At 59.0% G+C, this 20,877-nt stretch carries 20 protein-coding genes; 14 read left to right on the top strand and 6 right to left on the bottom strand.

Features of this window, described 5'->3' with window-relative positions; genetic code table 11:
• Window positions 1-349 precede the first annotated feature (349 nt).
• The 6 genes from VLA07_RS23730 to VLA07_RS23755 all read left to right on the top strand — a co-directional run bounded on the left by VLA07_RS23730 (window position 350) and on the right by VLA07_RS23755 (window position 4,400).
• The gene (locus VLA07_RS23730; protein ID WP_333991804.1) at window positions 350-712 is read left to right on the top strand and encodes a DUF6124 family protein; all 363 of its coding nucleotides are present in this window, start codon (window positions 350-352) and stop codon (window positions 710-712) included.
• 119 nt (window positions 713-831) lie between these two features.
• Window positions 832-1,131 (top strand): hypothetical protein, encoded by a 300-nt coding sequence (locus VLA07_RS23735; protein WP_333991806.1) that lies wholly within the window; start codon window positions 832-834, stop codon window positions 1,129-1,131.
• A gap of 353 nt (window positions 1,132-1,484) precedes the next feature.
• Entirely contained in the window at window positions 1,485-1,982 is a 498-nt protein-coding gene (locus tag VLA07_RS23740) for a PAAR domain-containing protein (RefSeq protein ID WP_247269041.1), read from the top strand.
• A gap of 3 nt (window positions 1,983-1,985) precedes the next feature.
• Window positions 1,986-2,717 carry an alpha/beta hydrolase gene (locus VLA07_RS23745; RefSeq protein ID WP_247269040.1) on the top strand — a complete coding sequence of 244 codons (732 nt, stop codon included), beginning with the start codon at window positions 1,986-1,988 and terminating at the stop codon, window positions 2,715-2,717.
• Window positions 2,717-3,238 (top strand): hypothetical protein, encoded by a 522-nt coding sequence (locus VLA07_RS23750; protein ID WP_247269039.1) that lies wholly within the window; start codon window positions 2,717-2,719, stop codon window positions 3,236-3,238. The genes VLA07_RS23745 and VLA07_RS23750 overlap by 1 nt, the downstream gene beginning before the upstream one ends.
• A gap of 187 nt (window positions 3,239-3,425) precedes the next feature.
• Window positions 3,426-4,400, top strand: a complete 975-nt coding sequence (locus VLA07_RS23755; protein ID WP_333991810.1) for an AraC family transcriptional regulator — start codon at window positions 3,426-3,428, stop codon at window positions 4,398-4,400.
• Window positions 4,401-5,116: 716 nt separating this feature from the next.
• On the opposite strand, the gene VLA07_RS23760 is transcribed toward VLA07_RS23755, so the two are convergent.
• Window positions 5,117-7,036: a tyrosine-protein phosphatase gene (locus VLA07_RS23760; protein ID WP_333991811.1), complete on the bottom strand. Its 1,920-nt coding sequence runs from the start codon at window positions 7,034-7,036 to the stop codon at window positions 5,117-5,119.
• 320 nt (window positions 7,037-7,356) lie between these two features.
• Between VLA07_RS23760 and VLA07_RS23765 the strand changes: the two genes are divergently transcribed.
• Both VLA07_RS23765 and VLA07_RS23770 read left to right on the top strand, forming a co-directional pair.
• A complete protein-coding gene (locus VLA07_RS23765; protein ID WP_027613790.1) occupies window positions 7,357-7,833 on the top strand; it encodes a hypothetical protein in 477 nt (158 codons plus the stop codon).
• Window positions 7,834-7,890: 57 nt separating this feature from the next.
• Window positions 7,891-8,412, top strand: coding sequence for an AAA family ATPase (locus VLA07_RS23770; protein WP_333991814.1), 522 nt, complete (start codon window positions 7,891-7,893; stop codon window positions 8,410-8,412).
• Between the two features lie 121 nt (window positions 8,413-8,533).
• On the opposite strand, the gene VLA07_RS23775 is transcribed toward VLA07_RS23770, so the two are convergent.
• Both VLA07_RS23775 and VLA07_RS23780 read right to left on the bottom strand, forming a co-directional pair.
• Window positions 8,534-9,457, bottom strand: coding sequence for an NADP-dependent oxidoreductase (locus tag VLA07_RS23775; protein WP_333991816.1), 924 nt, complete (start codon window positions 9,455-9,457; stop codon window positions 8,534-8,536).
• 36 nt (window positions 9,458-9,493) lie between these two features.
• Complete coding sequence (locus VLA07_RS23780; RefSeq protein WP_123588109.1) at window positions 9,494-9,931, bottom strand: DoxX family protein; 438 nt, start codon at window positions 9,929-9,931, stop codon at window positions 9,494-9,496.
• A gap of 178 nt (window positions 9,932-10,109) precedes the next feature.
• Between VLA07_RS23780 and VLA07_RS23785 the strand changes: the two genes are divergently transcribed.
• Window positions 10,110-11,018 (top strand): LysR family transcriptional regulator, encoded by a 909-nt coding sequence (locus tag VLA07_RS23785; RefSeq protein ID WP_103367604.1) that lies wholly within the window; start codon window positions 10,110-10,112, stop codon window positions 11,016-11,018.
• Window positions 11,019-11,092: 74 nt separating this feature from the next.
• Here VLA07_RS23785 and VLA07_RS23790 read toward each other — a convergent pair whose 3' ends face one another.
• Window positions 11,093-11,590 (bottom strand): AAA family ATPase, encoded by a 498-nt coding sequence (locus VLA07_RS23790; RefSeq protein ID WP_330208047.1) that lies wholly within the window; start codon window positions 11,588-11,590, stop codon window positions 11,093-11,095.
• Between the two features lie 88 nt (window positions 11,591-11,678).
• Between VLA07_RS23790 and VLA07_RS23795 the strand changes: the two genes are divergently transcribed.
• A complete protein-coding gene (locus tag VLA07_RS23795) occupies window positions 11,679-11,960 on the top strand; it encodes a hypothetical protein (RefSeq protein WP_247842672.1) in 282 nt (93 codons plus the stop codon).
• A 636-nt stretch (window positions 11,961-12,596) separates the two neighbouring features.
• Here VLA07_RS23795 and VLA07_RS23800 read toward each other — a convergent pair.
• The gene (locus VLA07_RS23800; protein ID WP_333991823.1) at window positions 12,597-14,801 is read right to left on the bottom strand and encodes an OsmC domain/YcaO domain-containing protein; all 2,205 of its coding nucleotides are present in this window, start codon (window positions 14,799-14,801) and stop codon (window positions 12,597-12,599) included.
• Window positions 14,802-15,031: 230 nt separating this feature from the next.
• Here VLA07_RS23800 and proP point away from each other — a divergent pair, with 230 nt between their 5' ends.
• Window positions 15,032-16,534: a glycine betaine/L-proline transporter ProP gene (proP, locus tag VLA07_RS23805; protein ID WP_333991825.1), complete on the top strand. Its 1,503-nt coding sequence runs from the start codon at window positions 15,032-15,034 to the stop codon at window positions 16,532-16,534.
• 49 nt (window positions 16,535-16,583) lie between these two features.
• On the opposite strand, the gene VLA07_RS23810 is transcribed toward proP, so the two are convergent.
• Window positions 16,584-17,450 carry a LysR substrate-binding domain-containing protein gene (locus VLA07_RS23810; protein ID WP_115990024.1) on the bottom strand — a complete coding sequence of 289 codons (867 nt, stop codon included), beginning with the start codon at window positions 17,448-17,450 and terminating at the stop codon, window positions 16,584-16,586.
• 99 nt (window positions 17,451-17,549) lie between these two features.
• Here VLA07_RS23810 and VLA07_RS23815 point away from each other — a divergent pair, with 99 nt between their 5' ends.
• From VLA07_RS23815 to VLA07_RS23825, 3 genes are read left to right on the top strand one after another with little or no spacing between them, the layout of a single operon-like run.
• Window positions 17,550-18,482: a DMT family transporter gene (locus tag VLA07_RS23815; RefSeq protein ID WP_333991827.1), complete on the top strand. Its 933-nt coding sequence runs from the start codon at window positions 17,550-17,552 to the stop codon at window positions 18,480-18,482.
• Between the two features lie 47 nt (window positions 18,483-18,529).
• On the top strand, window positions 18,530-19,786 hold the full coding sequence (locus tag VLA07_RS23820) for an MFS transporter (protein WP_247269029.1): 1,257 nt from the start codon (window positions 18,530-18,532) through the stop codon (window positions 19,784-19,786).
• A gap of 37 nt (window positions 19,787-19,823) precedes the next feature.
• Window positions 19,824-20,753, top strand: a complete 930-nt coding sequence (locus VLA07_RS23825) for an alpha/beta hydrolase fold domain-containing protein (protein ID WP_333991838.1) — start codon at window positions 19,824-19,826, stop codon at window positions 20,751-20,753.
• Window positions 20,754-20,877: the final 124 nt, after the last annotated feature.

Consider the following 20,877-nt stretch of genomic DNA (forward strand, 5'->3'; position numbering starts at 1 on the left):
CCAGAGCCGTTTAAAGACACCCAGTGTTACGTCATCCCAGGCTACAACGCCTTGCGCCATTGCCTACGACTACGCCAGAATCCGCCGGCTTGTGCGCCCAGAGTGCGGGTTCTATCGTGGGTCGGTCGCTGAAAAGCAGCGATCGGGTTTGGTAGCCCGGCACTTCCAGGTCGCATAGCTCCCCTTATGCAGAGGTCGATTTCTCGTCCCTGTTTTATGGTGGTCATGCGTAGGGCGTCTTAGGGCGCGCCGGGCTCCTGGGCCGGTCTACCAACCTGTGCATGGCCGCCACCCTTCGTTTGGTAGCGAAGCGTGATGGCTCCCTAATCGTTTTCCCAGGAGCATCATCATGTTCAAAGTCACACCGAACCCACCCGAAACCGAAACGGTCTCCCCCTACGAATCCCCCGATTCCCGAAAACTCAGCGAAGCCGCCGAACGCGCCCTCGACCACTACCTCAACCCCGCCAGCCAGATCATGGCCACGCCCTACACACCCAACGCCATATTCCTCGCCAACCCCAAAATCGCCACCGAGGAACTGCTGGCGAACGCCAGTGAATCGCTGGGTTCAGCGACGGTGATGTTGGGGGACGTGGCTGCGCTGGTTGAGGGGCCGATTCGCAAGACGCTGCTGGGCATTGCGCAGGTGGTGATGCTCGGGGAGTTGGCGGTGAATCAGGCGTTGGATAATGTTGTGCCGATGCAGTAACTCGTAAGGCCTCTGTGGCCGCTAGCTAGCCTGGTGCCACGGAGGGTATTGCCTAATGGACATCAACACGAACGGTTCGAAAAGCTACCTGCCACGAGTCAATTCAACGGAAATCCACATTGAAAATAACAACTGCTACTCGTTTCGATGATGTCGACCATGACGCTGGCTATGAATACCGTGGGGTTAACTATGTCATCCAGACCGGCGAAGACACTTTTATGATCCGAACCTACGACGATGAGCCCGGCAAGGCTACCGTGGTGCATCCAACAAGCATGTCCAAACACTCAAGTCTCAGTGTACTCGTTGGTTTTCTACAATCTGAGCTAAGAGTATCCAGAGTATCCCTCTACAAGGGCGAACTCGGGACCTATGCCGAAATCGATCTCGACAGCCTGGAGTTTCCCTCAGCCTGAATTTAGTAATGACGGCAGCGGCCTATTACGCTCTGCAAAAAAGTTCGGGAACGAGATCAAAAAGTACGAGTACGCGCGAAAATCTCGTTGAACGAGACCTTCACCTCGGGCATCCTTCACGGCGATTTTTCAAGGACGATTTATTTTTATGAATGCCCCGCGTACGGAAGCGCCACCGCGCCACAACTCCTCAGATACGCCCCCGCATTTCAGAACTGAAAGCCATCCCTTCTTGGGCGACGGCTACGTAGAGCTGCTGCTCGTAAAAACAGCAATCGCCTAATCAAACTGCCGCCCAACGCTCGCTCGAGAATCTCGAGCTCGCCTACTCACATTTCGAAACGGAACCTCCCATGAGTGGAAAACCAGCTGCTCGCGTCTCAGACCCCACCAGTTGCCCACTTCCAGGACACGGTACCAATCCTATTGCCAGCGGCTCGCCGAACGTATTCTTCGACGGCCTCGCAGCTGCTCGCATGACCGACAAATCCGCCTGCGGTAGCCCAATTACCGGGGGCATCAGTTCGACTGTATTCATCAACGGCCTGAACGCCGCGACAGTAGACAGCACCGGAGGCCACGGCAACATTGTCATTGGCGGCTCCGGCACCGTCATCATCGGCGACACCGTTGTATCAGCGCCCTTCAGCGGTTTACTGCCGATGCCGGTGCACTTCAGCGACAAGATCAAACTGGTCGACGGCACGACCGGCGAGCCAATGCCTAATCACGGTTACGCCATCCAACGTGAGGATGGAAGCCTGGAACATGGCGTTAGCGATTCAATGGGCTTCACCCATATGGTGAGTTCGCACTTGGCAGAAACCATCAAAATCTTTCTGGAAGACTAAGTAATGGCCGCAGAGCAAATTGTTCTTCCAAACGGCAACACCGCAAGCCTTGCGGCAACGAAAACATTGACCGCTGCAAATGACTCAACCGTCAAAGCAGTACCAGTTCCGGAAAAGAAAGCCATCGTCTTCTTTATCGGTGGCGCCGCAGACCAGGAAAAGTATTATTTCCAAGGTGCCTATCACAACATCGATGCCGCAAAAAATCTGCTTGATAACAGAATAAGCCCAAACGCAAAACTGAAAACCAAATACACCAGCTGGGCCAGAGGCTACAACGACGCCAAAGGTTCCGGAGACATCAAAACCAACTTCATCGACAAAATACCCAGCAAATCAAGCCCCGTATATATCGTGGGTCACAGCTTGGGTGGATGGAACGGAGCACATCTTTCTAAAATTTTATCTGAAGCGGGTTACAGCATTAAATTCCTGGTGACACTTGACCCTGTCGGCGAAGGTTTTTGGGTATGGCTGGGCTCGGATATCTACATGTCAGAGCCGCAACCTGTCGCAGAGACCTGGATTAACATTCGAGCCAACTCAAGCAAACCCGACTCTTCTGACAGCGTCGCTGATTTCGGCGAGCGCTGGAATATAAAATCCGGTCCGACTATGAACAAAACCATCGATATCCACCACGCCTCTGCAGATTGGATGTTCATTCAGCCGGTTCAGGAAACAAAATCAGCGCTCGATCTGATTTTTGATTCCATCAATGGTATTTTCGGTTAATGAATCTATATCGCTGCTTCGTCTACCTCACATTACTTCTCTGCGCTGGCTGTGTAAAAACAGCCAACATCCCGCCCGCCGATCTTACTTTGTCGTCTTTCGAATTAGGGCCGAATAATCTTTTTACTGTGAAATTTACTTCAACAGTAGATTTGGCTAGCGCATTCAATGATTTCGAAAACTCTAATCAGCTCACGCCAACGCTGACCTGCTCGTTAGACGGCGACATGAATTTTTCGTCCGAGCATTCAATCAATATAAAGGCTGAAGGCCTGGTGAATGCGAGCAGCCAAGCCAGACCAAATCACACCTTCACTTCAGAACTTGTTTTTTACAATACAAGACCCGATGGGACGCAACTCGACCTGAATGATTACGAAGCCGTCCGACCGCTACTAGCCAATAAAGCTTTCATACCCTGCAAGGTACGCATTACCGCGTATGGATATAAAACCTATTACACAAAGTCATTGATCATTCCAACCATGAAAATGACAGAGCAGATATTTAAAAACCCTTAGTTTTTTTAGATGCAACCTAAGCAAGCACTTACCTGAAGTATCTGCCCGCTGCTGCTGGATATACCTGGGGGTTATTGGCCGTCTCCAGTGACTCAATCTCCCGTCACAAACCTGTCACCCCCAACCTGCTAACCTCCCCTGCGCCTCTCCCCACTTACCCAAGAGCCCCAAAAAAAGGTGCCCCAAGGTGTACTCCGTCGCCCCACCTCGCCAAAAAATCATCCTCCGCTCCGAAAACCTCCACTCCGAAGACTTCGGCGCCCTCTTCTCCCGGCTCTTCGGCAATCGCTACGCCGACACCCCGCCGATCCCCTCCAACATCATCATCGGCGGCGTCTACGGGCGGCACGACGGGGTCAGTTTCCGGCGTATGCATTACCACGGTGATTTCACCGTCACCTTCCCCGACCCGCAGGACGAGATCACTTTTGTGATTCCCACGGCGGGCAAGATTGTGTTCAACCACCGCACCGAGTCCGTCGGTGTGGCGCAGGTGGGGTTGGCGATTGATAAGGCGGATATCCGTTCGATGCGTTTTCTCGACAATCACGCGCAGCACGGGATTTCGGTGAATCGGGGGCAACTGACTGAGCGTTTGGCGGCGTTGTTGGGGCGGCCGATTGTGCAGAAGATTGTGTTTGAGCCGGTGGTGGATCTGCACACGTCGGCGTTCCAGGGGATCAAGGCGTTGATTGATCTGGCGACGGGGACGGAGTTTGATCTGTTGCTCAATAGCGGCACGCTGATGCCGTCGCGGTTGCGTGAGATGTTGATTGATGCGGTGCTGGAGGCGTGGCCGCACAATTTTACCGAGGCGTTGCGCCAGCCGGCGCCGAGGGTGGCGCCGCGGCATGTGAAGTTGGCGGTGGAGTTTATTCAGGCGCATCCCGAACAGTTGGTGAGTGGGGTTGAGTTGGCGCGGTTGAGCAATGTCAGTCAGCGCGCATTGCAGGAGGGCTTTCGGCGGTTTGTCGGGATGTCGATTGTGGCGTATCAGCGTCAGGTGCGATTGGAGCGCGCTTTCGAGGCGCTGGGGCAGCGGCATTCGGCGTCGGTGACGGAGGTGGCGTTGCGCTTTGGCTTCAGTAATGTCGGGCGGTTTTGTCAGTATTTTCAGCAGGCGTATGGGGTTAGTCCGGCGCAGATGAGGGGGCGGGGTTGATTGGTTTATCGACGGGAATGCTGATGGGTCAGTTGATGGTGATGTTGGCTGACATGACGCCTTCGCGAGCAAGCCCGCTCCCACAGGGTTAGTTGGTGGACTCAAGATTGCGGCTGGTCGGTGCCGTGGGGTTATGTGCTGGGCTCAGGGTTGGCGGCTGGCCGGGATACAAATGTGGGAGCGGGCTTGCTCGCGCATGCGGTGCATCAGCCACGGTGGTGGTGACTGACATGGCCTCTTCGCGAGCAAGCTCGCTCCCACAGGACTATGCAGTGGACTCAGGATTGGCGCTGGTCGGTGACCCTGCTGCTGTGCTGGACTCCGAGTTGGCGGCTGGCCGGAACCTGAATGTGGGAGCGGGCTTGCTCGCGCATGCGGTGCATCAGCCACGGTGGTGGTGACTGACATGGCCTCTTCGCGAGCAAGCCCGCTCCCACAGGGTTAGTTGGTGGACTCAGGATTGGCGCTGGTCGGTGACACTGCTGATGTGCTGGACTCAGAGTTGGCGGCTGGCCGGAATCTGAATGTGGGAGCGGGCTTGCTCGCGAATGCGGTGCATCAGCCAAGGTGGTGGTGACTGACATGGCCTCTTCGCGAGCAAGCTCGCTCCCACAGGAATATGCAGTGGACTCAGGATTGGCATCTGGCCGTTCCAACGGTTTTGCTGGTGCTTTGTCAATGGTGGTCATCCTTGACCTTGCGTTGTTATCCCTGCTTTAGAACGCGTAACTGGCCTTGAGGCTGCCGCTGAATCCATGGCTGTCACCGCCGCCGCTGGCACCGACTTCTGCGCCGACGCTGACCGCGCCGAGGCTGGCCATCAGGTTGACGCCGCCGCTGAACTGGTCGCGGTTGTCGAAGGCGGCGCGTTGTTCGATGTCGAGGCCCAGAAGGTGGCCCTGGCTGTTGACGTCGTTGTTGCCCAGGGTGCGTTCGTAGCCGACTTGTACGCCCGGCACCAGTTGCCAGGCGCCCATCGCCACCGGGGCAAACGCCACGTTGAGGTTGGCGACGGCACTGCGGCGGGTGGCGGTGTTGTCGTCGATGTCGAGTGCCAGTTCGCTGCCCTTCTCTTGGAAGCCTTTGAGGTCGAGGTGGCTGACGCGCAAGCCGAGGCTGGGTTCGAGGATCATGCCGTTGACCGGGGCGCGGTAACCCAGCGCCAGCGTCGCGCCGGTGAGGTTACCGTGGGTGTCGCCCTTGGCCGTGCCGAGGCCGCCGCCCAGTTCGCGTTTGCTGTCGTAATCGACGTAGCCGGCGCTGGCATTGGCGTCGACGAACAGGCCACGTTCCAGGCTAGTGAAGCCGTAGCGCGCGCCGAGGTTGAAGAAGGTGAAATCGGTATCGGCCTCGCCGCCCGCGCCGCCGACGGTGCCTTTGCTGTAGCCGAAGCCGCCGCGTGCGCTGAGTTGTTCGGAGAAACGTTGGGTGATGCCGATCAGCAGGCCCTGGCTGTGTTCGTTGCTGCTTTCGGCGTGGGACGAGCCGTCGGTGCCGAGGTAACTCGCCAGCGCGGTGGTCCACAAACGGTATTGGCCGACTTTCAGGTCGGTGCCGCTGGCATAGGGCGCGGCGGCTTGCTCGATCATTGCATTCTGGCGCAGCAGGTAGCTGGCGGCGTCGGCGTGAACCTGGCCGCCGACCTGGGACTCGACACCGCCGAGGGTGCCGGCGTCGATCGCCGATTGCAGGTAGTAGTTGTAGGCGCTGTAGGTGCCGGACAGGTTGCTGTTCTGCAACTCGCGCAACCATTCGGCACCGGCAGCGGCGTTGCCGATCAGCCCGGCCTGACCCGGCAGGCTGTTGTACTCGACCAGTTTGCCGCGCAGGACGTAAATGGTTTCCTGGGACAGGCCGAGGCCTTGCTTGAGGTAGTTGTCCATGCTGCCGTATTCGGCGGTGACCTCGTCGAGACCGGCCTGCAAGTAGCTGGCCTGCACACCGAGCAGTGGCGCGTAGACCGAAGCCATGCTCGGCGGCAGCGCCTTGAGGGTCGCGGCGACGCGGGCGGCGGTGTAGTTGTTGGTCGCCAGGTAGTTGGCCATGATGGTCGCATTGTCGACCCCGGCGATGCTTTGCAGCACGGCGGCGGTCCAGCCGGTGCGGTCCTTGCCGGCGGTGCAATGGAACAATTGTGCGCCGTCGGTGGTAGCCAGTTCGTTGAACAGTTTGCCGAATTGACCGCGCATCCCGACGTCGCTGACGAAGGCGCGGTTGGTCTGTTCCATCATGGCAATGGCGTCGGCCGCGCTTTTGAACGACACGGTGGTGATGTTCGCGCCGGAGGTGGTGCTGCCGATGATGTCGATGTTCTGGTAGGTCGCACCGGTCAGCATCGTATCCGGCGTGCCGGCGATTTCGCTCGGCGTGCGCAGGTCGTAGACGGCTTTGATGCCGAGGCTGTTGAGGGTCGCCAGATCCGCTGCCGACGGCGTGATCGCGTTGGAGCGGTAAAACACGCCGCTACGCATGGTGCCGTCGTGGGCGGTGGAATACGCAGTAGTCAGGCCGGCGACATCACGGAAGTTGTCGATGCTTTGCAGACGCGGCGTGTCGAGCACCAAAGGCTCGGCGGCGTGGGCAGCGGCGATGGACAGGCTCAGAACGGACAGCGAACACACAAGACGTTGAAACACAGTGCAGCCTCATTGGAATTAGTGTTGGGCTGGCTACTATCTGCAATCAACTGATACCAAATATGACAGAACGACTGCGCACGCAAATGCCTGCGCGATTGGGCCGTGGGCTGCGTTTTTTGTCCGTATCTGCCAGAGAGCCACTGTAGGAGTGAGCCTGCTCGCGATAGCGGTGTGTCAGACAACGCAAATATCAGCGATATACCGCTATCGCGAGCAGGCTCACTCCTACAGGGTTCGGTGATGAATGTGGAGTTTTCGGTTGAAGGCGATTCCGTCCATAATCCCTCCCCCAAATGGACTGACACAGGAAATGTGAAATGGACACCACTCAATGGCTCGGTTTGTTCGAGCGCGCCTTTCAAGGCATGGAGAAGAATCTTGAGCAAGTGCTGCAACTCAACAGTTGCCGCGAGCATTGGATTCAAGCCCAGATCAGTCTGCAAGCCTGGTTCGAAGATGAGATCGAGATCTGGACGGATCTGCCGATAGGCGACCGACGCAAAGCGGACCTGTACTCATTGGACGACAACGGCGCGCCGAGGATGGTCGCCGAAATCAAATGCCTGGGCGATGTCTCGCAGGCCAAGTGCCTGGAAGGCGATTGGTCAGTGCGGGCCGATGTTGATCGGTTGCGCTCTTTCGAGTGCCCCACCCGCCTGTTCGTCCTGGTCATCGCCAAAGGCGAGCGCGAAACCAATACCGGACGTCGCCTTCGCGAAGATGAATGGGTGGATGGCCGGACATGCGTCACTGTGGATCTGCAATTTGCCCTGGTTCGGATGTGGGCGTTGTAAGTCAGGTCTTCATCCACTTCTGCGCACGACCTGGGCCACTGCGAACAAGGACTGCCAATGCTAATCGTCTTCAGCGGGCTGCCAGGAACCGGAAAGACCACCATCGCCAGATCACTCGCGACCCGGCTGGATGCAACCTGCCTGCGTATCGACACGATCGAACAAGCCATCCGCAACGCCGGGGTTCTGGCGGATGATGTGGGTACCAGTGGTTACCGGGTAGCCAACGAGTTGGCCGCGAACAACCTGCGTCCTGGCCACAGCGTCGTGGTTGATTGTGTGAATCCGGTCGCTGAAAGCCGGCAAGCGTGGGCCGACATCGCGGATCGCTCGGGAGCGCCGTTGCTCAACATCGAAGTGATTTGCTCGGATCGACGTGAGCATCGTCGTCGGGTTGAGCAGCGGCAATCAGACATCATGGGGCTGACGCCACCGACATGGTCCTCCGTGGCGAATCATGAATATGAAGCCTGGGCGCAGCCGATTCTTTGCCTCGACACAGCGAATGTCAGCGTGGATCAGGCGGTGGAGATCGTCGTGCGCCAACTGACTGATCACCACCCGACCGTTTTGCCCTGATGCGGGCAAAGTGCTGATTTTGCTGATGGCGTGCTGAGGCCGGGTCGACCATTTGACCCGACTTCAGTATTTGCCCGATGAAGAGCAGGAAGGTCTCTGCAGTGCAATTGTGAGCGGCGAACTACTTCGTGGGATCGAGGACCAGCCGGCCGTGACCACGGCGGCTCAGGCTTTTCTCGAGCGCACGTTGCGCCTCGCTCAGCGGGAACACTTCGACGTCGACCGTGAGGTGGCCGCGATCGAACAGTTCGGCGATCAACGACAACTGCGCACCGTCGGAGCGGGTGGCGAAGTTGATCGGGGTTACGCCGTAGTCATTGGCCAGCGTGATGCTCGGCGCGCTGACCGGCGAGATCAGTAAGCCTCCGCGTTTCAACACGCGGAACGAACGGTTCTGGGTGTCACCGCCCACCAGATCGAGCACCACGTCGACTTCAGATACCAGCTCATCGAACGCCTGCGTGGTGTAGTCGATAACGTAGTCTGCACCGAATTGCTTGAGGTACGCATGATTGCTGCCCGAGGCGGTGGCGATGACCTCGGCGCCCAGATACTTGGCAATCTGCACCGCCATGCTGCCCACGCCACCAGCTGCGGCGTGGATCAGCACTTTCTGCCGCCGCTGCACGCCAGCGTGCTCGGTCAACGCTTGCCACGCGGTGAGCGCGGTGGCCGGAACGGCACCAGCCTGCAAGGCGCTGAGGGATTGCGGTTTTAGCGCCAGTTTGCTCACCGGGGCCACGGCTTTGCTCGCATAGCCACCGACGATGTTGATGAAGCCGAACACTTCATCACCGAGCTTGAATTGGGTCACACCGGGGCCAGTGGCGATTACTTTGCCGGACACTTCAACGCCCGGGGTGAACGGCAGTGGCAGCGGAATGAACGCTTTCATCGCGCCGGACAGCACCTTCCAGTCGATCGGGTTGACCCCTGCCCCGGCGACCTCGATCAACACTTCACCTTCGCCGGCTACAGGGTCGGCGATGTCTTCCAGTTGCAACACTTCGGGGTTGCCGTATTCGTACACACGGATGGCTTTCATGAGAGACCTCGATCGATTGGAGTGGGTAGCGCGTGATCAGTGACGACGAGCGTCAAGGCTGAAACGACCGGCGCCGAACGCGACCACTTGCAGAAGGCCACCGGCCATGGCGATGTTCTTGAAGAAGTGGATGAACTGATTCTGATCGCCCAAGGCGTTGTGGAACGCCAGCGCAGTGACCACGCTGAACACGGCCAGCACAGCGGCGACGGTTCGGGTGCGGTAGCCGGCGATCAGTGCCAGGCCGCCACCGATTTCTACGATGATTGCCAGCGCCAGCGCCACTTGCGGCAGCGGCAGACCGACCGAGCCGATGTAGCCGATCATCATCGCCGGCGCCGCCAGTTTGGAAAAACCGGAGAGGATGAAGATCGCGCTGAGCAGAATGCGGCCGATCAACGAGGCCGAGGCCTGGGTGACGTCATTGCGGGTTTGTTCAGTAGCGGTTGGAGCAATGTTTGCGGTAGTGGTCATGACGATATTTCCTTCAAACGTGCGGCGATCCGAGATGAATCGTCCGAGTGAGGAAATGGTGCGCCTGGCCAGCTAATCTGAATAGCCGACTAATTTCGATCATTACGTTCTATAAAATAGACAAGCTGATAGACCTTAGCGAGGATATCGCTACGCTGAATATGACGAGGAAACAGCCATGATTTCCGACCCAGGCACGCCGACGCTGGATCAACTGAGGGTGTTTTTGACGGTGGTGGAACTGGGCAGTTTCGCTGCCGCCGCGAGGAAGCTGCACCGCGCAACATCGGTGATCAGCTATTCGATGGCCAACCTGGAATTGCAGCTGGGGGTAACGCTGTTCGATCGCCAGACCACGCGCAAACCGCAACTTACCGAGGCTGGCCGGACCGTACTGGCCGAGGCACGCACCATCGCCAACGGGGTGCATGGCTTGCGCGCCAAGGTCAAAGGCCTGTTGCAGGGGCTGGAAGCTGAGGTGCATGTGGTGCTGGACGTGATGCTGCCGCCGCAGCGGGTGGTGGATGCGTTGAAGTCGTTTCGCGAGGCGTTTCCCACCGTCGCCCTGCATTTGCACATGGAGGCGCTGGGGGCAGTGACTGAGCGGGTGATCAATCGCGGGGCGATCATTGGCGTCAGTGGGCCAATGAACGAAGGCATCGATGCGATCGAGCGTATCGGTGCCGGCAATGTCGAGTTGATTCCGGTGGCGGCACCGAATCATCCGTTGGCTTCGGGTGAAGCGAACACACCGGGGGCCGGGCGTGAACTGACGCAACTGGTGTTGTCCGATCGCTCGCAACTGACCAAGGATCGCGACTTCGCCGTTCTCAGCAACCGCACCTGGCGCCTGGCGGATCTGGGTGCCAAGCACATGCTGCTGCGCGAAGGGATTGGCTGGGGGAACATGCCGTTGCCGATGGTCGAGGAAGATTTGCAGTCCGGCCGACTGGTGCGGCTGAACCTGCCGGAGTACCAGAGCGGCATCTACCCGTTCGACGTCATCTACCGCACCGACCTGCCACCGGGACCGGCGGCGCGGTGGTTGATCGAGCGGTTTGTGCAGCAGAGCGTGCGGGATGCCTGACATGGCCCCATCGCGAGCAGGCTCACTCCTACAGGGTCATGCAGCAGGTTGGCAGACTGAGATCATTGTGGGAACTAGCCCTGTTGCCGATTGCGGTGCATGACAATCTCCAGCCCCTCGCCCACGTCCGGCTCCTGAAAGTAACGCGTGATCAAATCAAACTCCGCATCCGACGCCGCGAACTCATGCTCCGCCAGCGCGTTGCGTGCATGCAGCCGGACGCGGCAGGTGTCATCATCCACTTCGAGATAATGCAGGCAATGCGGCACTTTTGCAGTATCCGCCAGCCCTCGCAACCACTGCCGATCCGCCACGGTATTGGCTGGAAAATCCAGCACCACACTCACTCCCGCGGTAAGCACATCGATCACCAACGGCCCCAGCACCCCGCGAATCTGCCGCGCACATCGAAGGTAATCCGCCACGGATTTGATCTGCTCCGGATACAGCCGCGACAGCCACTGATCCTCACTGAGCACCAGCGCGCGCTGCTCCTCAGCCAGTAATTGGGCCAGTGTCGATTTGCCCGAGGCGATCTTGCCGCACATCAGGTGTAGTGTGGGTGCACGCATTGGGGACGCTTCCTTATGTCGATTGCTGGATAATGCCCAACGCCTGTCGGCGAGGCAATTGAGGCGCATGACTCAACGAGGAACCCAGATGACCACAATCACCGCACGCCAATGCTCGTCCTGGGTGCTACTTACCCTGCTCGCCACTGCCATGGCGCTGACGGCCGGCTGTTCGAGCAAGCGCTACGCCACCAACGGCTCGAACTGCTACGCCAAAGCCGTGCCCACTTCCGGCGAAGGCGGTTTGGCCTGGGGCGACACCTTGAGCATGGCGCGCAAGAAGTCGATGAATAACTGCATGCGTTATGCGAGCCGCTCCGGAGGGACGCCGAACACTTGCCAGGTGGTGCAGGCGCAGTGCAAGCGCTGACGGCACCGATAATGATGTTGGCTGAAACGGTCCTATCGCTGGCAAGCCAGCTCCCACAGGGTTATTGGGTGGACTCAGGTTTGGCGGCTGCCAGAAATCCAATGTAGGAGCGAGCCTGCTCGCGAATGCGATCTGTCAGCCAAAGCGATGGCGACTGACACGCCCTCTTCGCGAGCAGGCTCGCTCCCACATGGGGTTGTGCAGTGGACACAGAATTAGCGGCGGGTTCCCGCAGGTTTTGCGGCGGAGACGGGATTGGCGTCCAGTGTGCCGTCCTGATCCATGCGGTTCATGGCGTTGGCGCTCAAGTACACAGCAGTATTCGTGAGAGTCATTTTGCCGANTTAGCGGCGGGTTCCCGCAGGTTTTGCGGCGGAGACGGGATTGGCGTCCAGTGTGCCGTCCTGATCCATGCGGTTCATGGCGTTGGCGCTCAAGTACACAGCAGTATTCGTGAGAGTCATTTTGCCGACTCCATGTCCCCACAATACTCACTTGTGGTGAGGGGATTTATCCCCGATGGACTGCGTAGCAGGCCCGCTTCTTTATTGGTTGAAGAAGCCCGGCCCACTTTGCGCGCCATCGGGGATAAATCCCCTCACGACAGGTTTACTCAGCAGAAGTGACCGTCTGCTATCAGCGATTCAACGCCGCCGCATTAGCCCGCGCCGCGTGCAGTTTCTTGTAGCTGTCGATCAGACGGAGATGACGATCCAGCCCTTCGAGCTTCATGCTGGTCGGTGTCAGACCGTAGAAGCGCACGCTGCCATTGACCGAACCAATCGCCGCGTCCATGCGCTCGTCACCGAACATCCGACGGAAGTTGGCCTCGTAATCGGCCAGCTCCAGATCCTCGTCCAGTTCCATTTCCAGGCACACGTTCACCGCTTGGTAGAACAAGCCGCGCTCGACGGTGTTGTCGTTGTATTGCAGGAAGGCTTCGACCAGATCCTTGGCCTGTTCGAACTTCTGCAAGGCGAGGTAGATCAGCAGGCGCAGTTCCAGAATCGTCAGTTTGCCCCACGGCGTGTTGTCGTCGAACTCGATGCCGATCAGCGTAGTGATGTCGGTGTAATCATCCAGCTCGCTGTTTTCCAGGCCTTGAGCAAGGTTGCGCAGACCGACCTTGCTCAGGCTGTGCAGGTTGAGGATGTCGCCGCGGAATTGCAGGGCCTTGTTGGTGTTGTCCCAGATCAGGTCGTCCACCGGATAGATTTCCGAGTAGTCCGGCACCAGGATCCGGCAGGCATTGGCGCCGAGGTCGTCGTAGACCGCCATGTAGGTTTCTTTGCCCATGTCTTCAAGGATGCCGAACAGGGTTGCGGCTTCTTCGGCGTTGGAGTTTTCGCCTTGACCTGAGAAGTCCCATTCGACGAATTCGAAGTCAGACTTGGCACTGAAGAAGCGCCACGACACCACCCCGCTGGAGTCGATAAAGTGCTCGACGAAGTTGTTCGGCTCGGTCACGGCCTGGCCGGAGAATGTCGGCTGCGGCAGATCGTTCAAGCCTTCGAAACTGCGGCCTTGCAGCAGCTCGGTCAGGCTGCGTTCCAGCGCCACTTCCAAGCTTGGGTGCGCGCCGAACGAGGCGAACACGCCGCCGGTGCGCGGGTTCATCAGGGTCACGCACATCACCGGGAATTCACCGCCCAGCGACGCGTCCTTGACCAGCACCGGGAAGCCCTGCTCTTCCAGCCCTTTGATCCCGGCGAGAATGCTCGGGTACTTCTCCAGCACTGCCTGCGGCACGTCGGGCAAGGCCATTTCACCTTCGAGGATTTCGCGTTTGACCGCGCGCTCGAAGATCTCCGACAGACATTGCACCTGGGCTTCAGCCAGGGTGTTGCCGGCGCTCATGCCGTTGCTCAGGAACAGGTTTTCGATCAGGTTCGACGGGAAGTACACCACCTCGCCGTCCGACTGGCGCACGAACGGCAGCGAGCAGATGCCGCGCTGGGTGTTGCCGGAGTTGGTGTCGTACAGGTGCGAGCCTTTGAGCTCGCCGTCGCGGTTGTAAATGTCGAGGCAGTATGGGTCGAGAATCTCTGCCGGCAGCTCGTCTTTCGGGCCCGGTTTGAACCAGCGCTCGTTCGGGTAATGCACGAACTCGGCGGTGGCGATGTCCTCGCCCCAGAATTGGTCGTTGTAGAAGAAGTTGCAGTTCAGGCGCTCGATGAACTCGCCCAGTGCCGAGGCCAGTGCGCCCTCTTTGGTCGCGCCCTTGCCGTTGGTGAAACACATCGGCGAATGCGCATCGCGGATGTGCAACGACCAGACGTTAGGCACAATGTTGCGCCACGAGGCGATTTCGATCTTCATCCCCAGATCGGCGAGAATCCCCGACATGTTGGCGATGGTCTGCTCCAGCGGCAGATCTTTGCCGGCGATGTAGGTGCCCGCTTCAGAGGTCGAATGCGGCATCAGCAAGGCCTGCGCATCGGCGTCGAGGTTCTCGACTTCCTCGATCACAAACTCGGGACCGGTCTGCACGACCTTCTTCACCGTGCAGCGATCGATCGAGCGCAGGATGCCAAGACGGTCCTTCTCGGAAATGTCCGCCGGCAATTCGACCTGGATCTTGAAGATCTGGTTGTAGCGGTTTTCCGGGTCGACGATGTTGTTCTGCGACAGGCGAATATTCTCGGTCGGGATATTGCGCGTTTCGCAGTACAGCTTCACGAAGTAAGCCGCGCACAAGGCCGACGACGCCAGGAAGTAGTCGAACGGCCCCGGTGCCGAGCCATCGCCCTTGTAGCGAATGGGCTGATCGGCGATCACCGTGAAGTCGTCGAACTTGGCTTCAAGTCGAAGGTTGTCGAGAAAGTTGACCTTGATTTCCATGCGGGTTTACCAGAGAGCAAAAACGAATTGGCGGCCATTATCCGGGTTTTCAGCCTGACGTCTTGTGCTTTTGCGTAATCGCCGCCGGGTGGGCTCTGCTGCGTCTTGGCGGGTGCGCACGACAAAAATGCCCTGAGCAGTGAATTTTTTCGTGTCTTCTTGTATCTGACGGAAAGAACCCATGCCAGCAAAACAATGGCATCGAATCCGTTCAGCTATGAGTGACCCGCATGAAATCAAGGAAAAACAAGGTCAATCCCATCGGATTGAAAGACATCACGATTGTCGACGACGCCAAGATGCGCAAGGCGATCACCGCCGCCGCACTGGGCAACGCCATGGAATGGTTCGACTTCGGGGTGTACGGCTTCGTCGCCTATGCACTGGGCAAGATTTTCTTCCCCGGCGCCGATCCAGGCGTGCAGATGATTGCGGCACTGGCGACCTTCTCGGTGCCGTTCCTGATTCGTCCGTTGGGCGGGCTGTTCTTCGGTGCGCTGGGCGACAAATACGGGCGACAGAAAGTGCTGGCAGCGACCATCGTGATCATGTCGCTGAGTACCTTCGCCATCGGCTTGATACCGTCGTATGAGTCGATCGGTATCTGGGCGCCGATCCTGCTGTTGCTGGCGAAAATGGCCCAGGGTTTTTCGGTCGGCGGTGAGTACACCGGCGCCTCGATCTTCGTCGCCGAATATGCGCCCGACCGCAAGCGCGGTTTCCTTGGCAGTTGGCTGGACTTCGGCTCGATTGCCGGTTTCGTCCTCGGCGCCGGTGTGGTGGTGCTGATCTCGACGATCATCGGCGAAGAGAAATTCCTCGAATGGGGCTGGCGTCTGCCGTTCTTCCTCGCCCTGCCGCTGGGCATGATCGGCCTTTATCTGCGGCATGCGCTGGAAGAAACGCCGGCGTTTCAACAGCATGTCGAGAAACTCGAAGAAGGTGACCGTGAAGGATTGGCGGGCGGGCCGAAGGTCTCGTTCAAGGAAGTCGCGACCAAACACTGGCGCAGTCTGATGACCTGCATTGGCGTGGTAGCGGTGACCAACGTCACCTATTACATGCTGCTGACCTACATGCCGAGCTACCTGTCGCACAACCTGCACTACAGCGAAAACCGTGGCGTGTTGATCATCATCGCGATCATGGTCGGCATGCTATTCGTGCAGCCGGCGATTGGTTTTATCAGCGATAAAATTGGCCGCAAACCCTTCATTGTGATCGGCAGCATCGGCCTGTTCCTGCTGGCGATCCCGGCGTTCATGCTGATCAACAGCGGCAAGATCGGCCTGATCTTCTCAGGCCTGCTGATCCTCGCGGTATTGCTCAACTTCTTCATCGGCGTCATGGCTTCGACCCTGCCGGCGATGTTCCCCACGCACATCCGCTACAGCGCACTGGCCGCCGCGTTCAACGTCTCGGTGCTGATTGCCGGCCTGACCCCGACTGCCGTGGCTTGGCTGGTAGAAAGCACCAACAACCTGTACATGCCGGCCTATTACCTGATGGTGATTGCCGTGGTCGGCCTGATCACCGGCGTGACCATGAAAGAGACCGCCAACAAACCGCTGCGCGGTGCCGCACCGGCGGCGTCGGATCTTGAGGAAGCCAAGGAACTGCTCAAGGAACACCACGACAACATCGAGCAGAAAATCGAAGACATCGACGCCGAAATCGCCGAACTGGAAGCCAAGCGCAAGGAGTTGGTGCAGCAGCATCCGCGGATCAACTGATGTAATGACTGACGGCGGCCCTGCCCGGAGGCCGCCGTCGCTCAACGCGTCACAACACGAAGCCGTCACCGATCAAGCGCACCAGAACCTCCCCCGCCTCACTCAATTCACCCGGTGCCTGCATCAGGCGCAACTCGTGCAGCGGCAACTCGGGTAATCCCTCCTCACCGCTCAACACGCGCATGCCAGGGCGCACTTGCGCACGATCAACAATGCCCACCGCCAGTCCGGCCTCGATGGCTGTTTCCAGCGCGCTGGCACCGGCGCTGACAATCACTGCGCGCCACCGGCGTCCCTGCTCGCTCAATGCATCCACGGCAACGCTGCGATAGGGACAACCCTTGCCGTGCAAGGCCAGCGGTACCGGCCGGGTGAGATCCTGCGTGTAATTGTGCGCGGCGACCCACACGGGCTGGGTCAGGCCCAGCATCCTTACGCAACGCGTCGATGGCGGCGCGTCTGCGACGACCACCAGCAACGCCAGATCCAGTTGCCCGCGTTCCAGACGCGCACTCAACCGACCGCTGGCACCTGTTTCGACTTCCAACTCGATGTGCGGAAAATCTGCCGACAGGTGCGGCAACGTACAGCCCAGGACCGCGCCGGCGTATTCCTCGGAAATCCCCAGGCGAACTCGCCCGCTAGCCAGCGGCGTGCTGAAACTCGCCAGCAATTGATCGTGGTGGCGTAGCAAATCGGCGCTCTGCAGGGCGAAGCGTCGACCCAGTGGCGTGAGGTTGACCGTCTGGTTATCGCGCTCCAGCAAGCGCCCGCCCGCCAGCGCTTCCAGACGCCGCACATGCAGGCTGACCGCTGACGGGCTCTTGTTGAGGAAACTCGCGGCGGCGAGAAATTGCCCGAAGCGCACGATTGCCTGAAAGGTGCGCAACAGTTCGATATCAAGGGCTTCGGCCATGCTTGAGAATTCCTGCATCAGTGGTGCGGATCGTATCGTTTGAATGCATCAGTGCTTGATTCATATCATCGAACTCATTCCTCTGTCAGGTGCCATGCGATGAACGTCATGCCTGTTCGTTTTTTACTGCTGATGGCAATGGTGGTCAGCTGGAGTTCGGGGTTCATTGGCTATCGCTACGTCGCCGATCAGGGCAGCGTATACCTGGCCTCGTTGTGGCGTTTTGTATTGGCGGCATTGCTGTTGCTGCCGTTCGCCTGGGCCGGCTTGCGTGGTTTACGCGGCAAGGACATGTGGCATCAGGCACTGCTTGGGCTATTCGCGATGGGTGGCTACATCGGACCGATTGCCGCCTCGATTCAACTTGGCGTCACGCCTGGCACTGCGTCACTGTTTGCCAATCTGTTGCCGCTGATGATCGTGCTGCTGGCCGGCAGCGTCCCAGGCCAGCGCACACGTGGCTGGCAATGGCTGGGTGTGGCGCTGTGCGTGATCGGCATGCTGCTGGCCAGCGCCGCGAGTGTCGAATGGGCCGGTGCGGGGTTGTGGGCCTACAGCTTACCGTTACTGGCGGTATTGTCGCTGGCGGCGGCCACCTTGTTTGAGAAAGCCCGGCCGGGCATTGCAATACCGGCCACCACGGCGCTGTTCATTCAGGTATGCGCGGTGATTCCTGTATTTGCGCTGCTGGCTGGCCTTGAGGGTGAATTGCGCCCGCCCATCACTGCGGATTTCGTCAGTGGCGTGCTGTGGCTGGTGATCTTCTCGACGTTTGGTGGCTACGGATTTTATTGGCTGTGCTTGCAGCAATTCAGCATACAGCGCATCAGTGGCGCGCTGTTTCTGACGCCACCGGTGACACTGTTGTGGGCGTGGATGCAGTTCGACGATCCGCTGAGTGCCAGCACGCTACTCGGTATCGGTCTGACCTTGATCGGTTTGCCATTGCTGGGGCGAGCGCCGAGCGAAAAAGTGTGTGCCGTCGGCATCCGCCAGGAAACTAAATCCGCAGGCGACAAGTCACTGACTTAGCGGAGGTTGAGGCATTTCGCCGAACCTCGTTTATTGAAGATGCCAGCGTGGTCACTCATACCAATCGTCGCAACAACCTCTCGCTGGACAGCCTGAATTTCTTCCTCGCCGATGTGCGCGATGGTCTCGGGCCGTATCTGGCCATTTACCTGCTGGCCGTTCATCACTGGGAGCCGGCCAGCATCGGGCTGGTGATGACCCTCGCTGGCATTGCCGCCCTTGTCACCCAGACGCCCGCCGGTGCCCTGGTCGACAACACACGCAGTAAACGAGCAGTGATCGCGATTGCCGCGTTACTGGTGACCGGCAGTTGCGTGGTATTGCCCTTCGTGACGTCCTTCAGTCTGGTAGCGATCACCCAAGCGCTGAGCGCCGCCGCGGCATCGGTGTTCGCTCCAGCCATTTCGGCGATCACCCTGGGCATCACCGGGCCGCGCGCGTTCACCCGACGCACCGGACGCAACGAGACCTTCAACCATGCCGGCAACGCCTGCGCGGCGCTGCTGGCCGGTGGATTCGCATACCTGTTCGGGCCGGTGGCGGTGTTTTATCTGATGGCGGTCATGGCGCTGTGCAGTGTTATCGCCGTGAGCTTCGTCGATGCCAACGCGATCAACCATGATCTGGCCCGGGGCCTTGACCCCAGCGACGCTACACACAATAAAGCGCCCTCGGGATTGGCGGTGTTGCTGACCAACAGGGCGCTGCTGATGTTCGCCATCTGCTGCGCCCTCTTTCACCTGGCCAACGCAGCGATGCTGCCACTGGTGAGCCAGAAACTGGCGCAGGTCAACTTGCAGATGGCGACGCCACTGACCTCGGCCTGTATCGTTGCCGCACAACTGGTCATGGTGCCGGTCGCCTTGCTGGTCGGGGCCAAAGCCGATGTGTGGGGACGCAAGCCGCTGCTACTCGCAGGCTTCCTGATTCTGCCGCTGCGTGGCGTGCTTTATACGTTATCCGCCGACCCTTACTGGTTGGTAGCGGTGCAGATGCTCGACGGCGTCGGCGCGGGGATCTTCGGTGCGCTGTTCCCGGTGGTAGTGAAAGACCTGACGCTGGGCACAGGACACTTCAACATCAGCCTCGGCGCTCTCTCGACGGTGTTTGGTCTGGGCGCAGCATTGAGTGCCAGCGTGGCGGGCATTGTGCTGCAGGAGGCCGGTTACAACGCGGCATTTCTGACCCTGGCGGTGATTGCCGGAGTGGCGTTTGTGCTGTTGTGGCTGGCGGTACCTGAGACATTGCCGCAGGTGGGGAATATTGAGCCGGCGCTGCAACCTGAGGAGGAAGGATTTGGCTAAGAATGTGCTTGAGTTCAGCGATAGTGATCTGGCGCAGATGCAACGCTTCAATCGCAAGCTCGCCTGGCTGCCGCGTTTTCGCATCCGCAATCGGCTGACGCCGCGTTTGATTCAGGCACTGCTGCGTGCCAGTCAGATTGTCAGCGCGGACAAACCGCTCAAGCATGACCTGCATGCGCAAAACACTGTGGTGTATTCGCAAGGTGTGTCAGTGCCTGTCCGAATCATCCGCCCGCAAGGAAAGGCTCAAGGTGTGGTGCTGGATTACCACGGTGGCGGTTGGGTGATCGGCAATGCACGGATGAACGACGACCTTAATATCGGCATGGTCAAGACATGCAACGTGGCGGTGGTATCGGTCGACTATCGGTTGGCAGTCAATACGCCCGTTGAGGATCTCATGCAGGATTGTCTGTGCGCCGCACGCTGGCTGCTGAGCGATGATTGCACGGAGTTCGTCGGCCTGCCGGTAATCGTTGTCGGCGAATCGGCAGGCGCGCATCTGGCAGCTGCCACCCTGTTAGCGCTCAAAGCATCATCCGATTTGCTGCGGCGGGTCAGCGGCGCCCTGCTCTATTACGGCGTCTACGATCTCGCCGGCACCCCAAGCGTGCACGCAGCACCTGCTGAAACGCTGGTACTCGACGGCCCGGGCATGGTCGAGGCGCTACGCTTGTTGACTCCAGGATTGAGCGATGATGAACGCCGGCAGGCGCCACTGTCTCCGCTGTACGGCGACTTGAGCGGATTGCCACCGGCGTTGATGTTCACCGGTGAACTGGATCCACTGCGCGATGACACGCTGGAACTGGCTGAGCGCTGGCAACGATCAGCACCGGTTGAAATCCATCTGCTGCCCTCGTCCGCCCATGGCTTTATCCATTTTCCGACCACCATGGCTAGTCGTGTTTTGTCCTACAGTCGGGCTTGGATTTCGCGTCAGATCAGGGCAAAAACAAGCAGTTAGGGCCTGTATTGGCAGGAAAATACTTTCCTGCGGGCAAAACAAAACCCCAACTGCTTTCGCAATTGGGGTTTCGGAATTTAATCTTGACGATGACCTACTCTCACATGGGGAAACCCCACACTAC

This window comes from Pseudomonas sp. S3(2024) (genome assembly GCF_036861315.1).
GTDB classification, from domain to species: Bacteria; Pseudomonadota; Gammaproteobacteria; order Pseudomonadales; family Pseudomonadaceae; genus Aquipseudomonas; species Aquipseudomonas putida_A.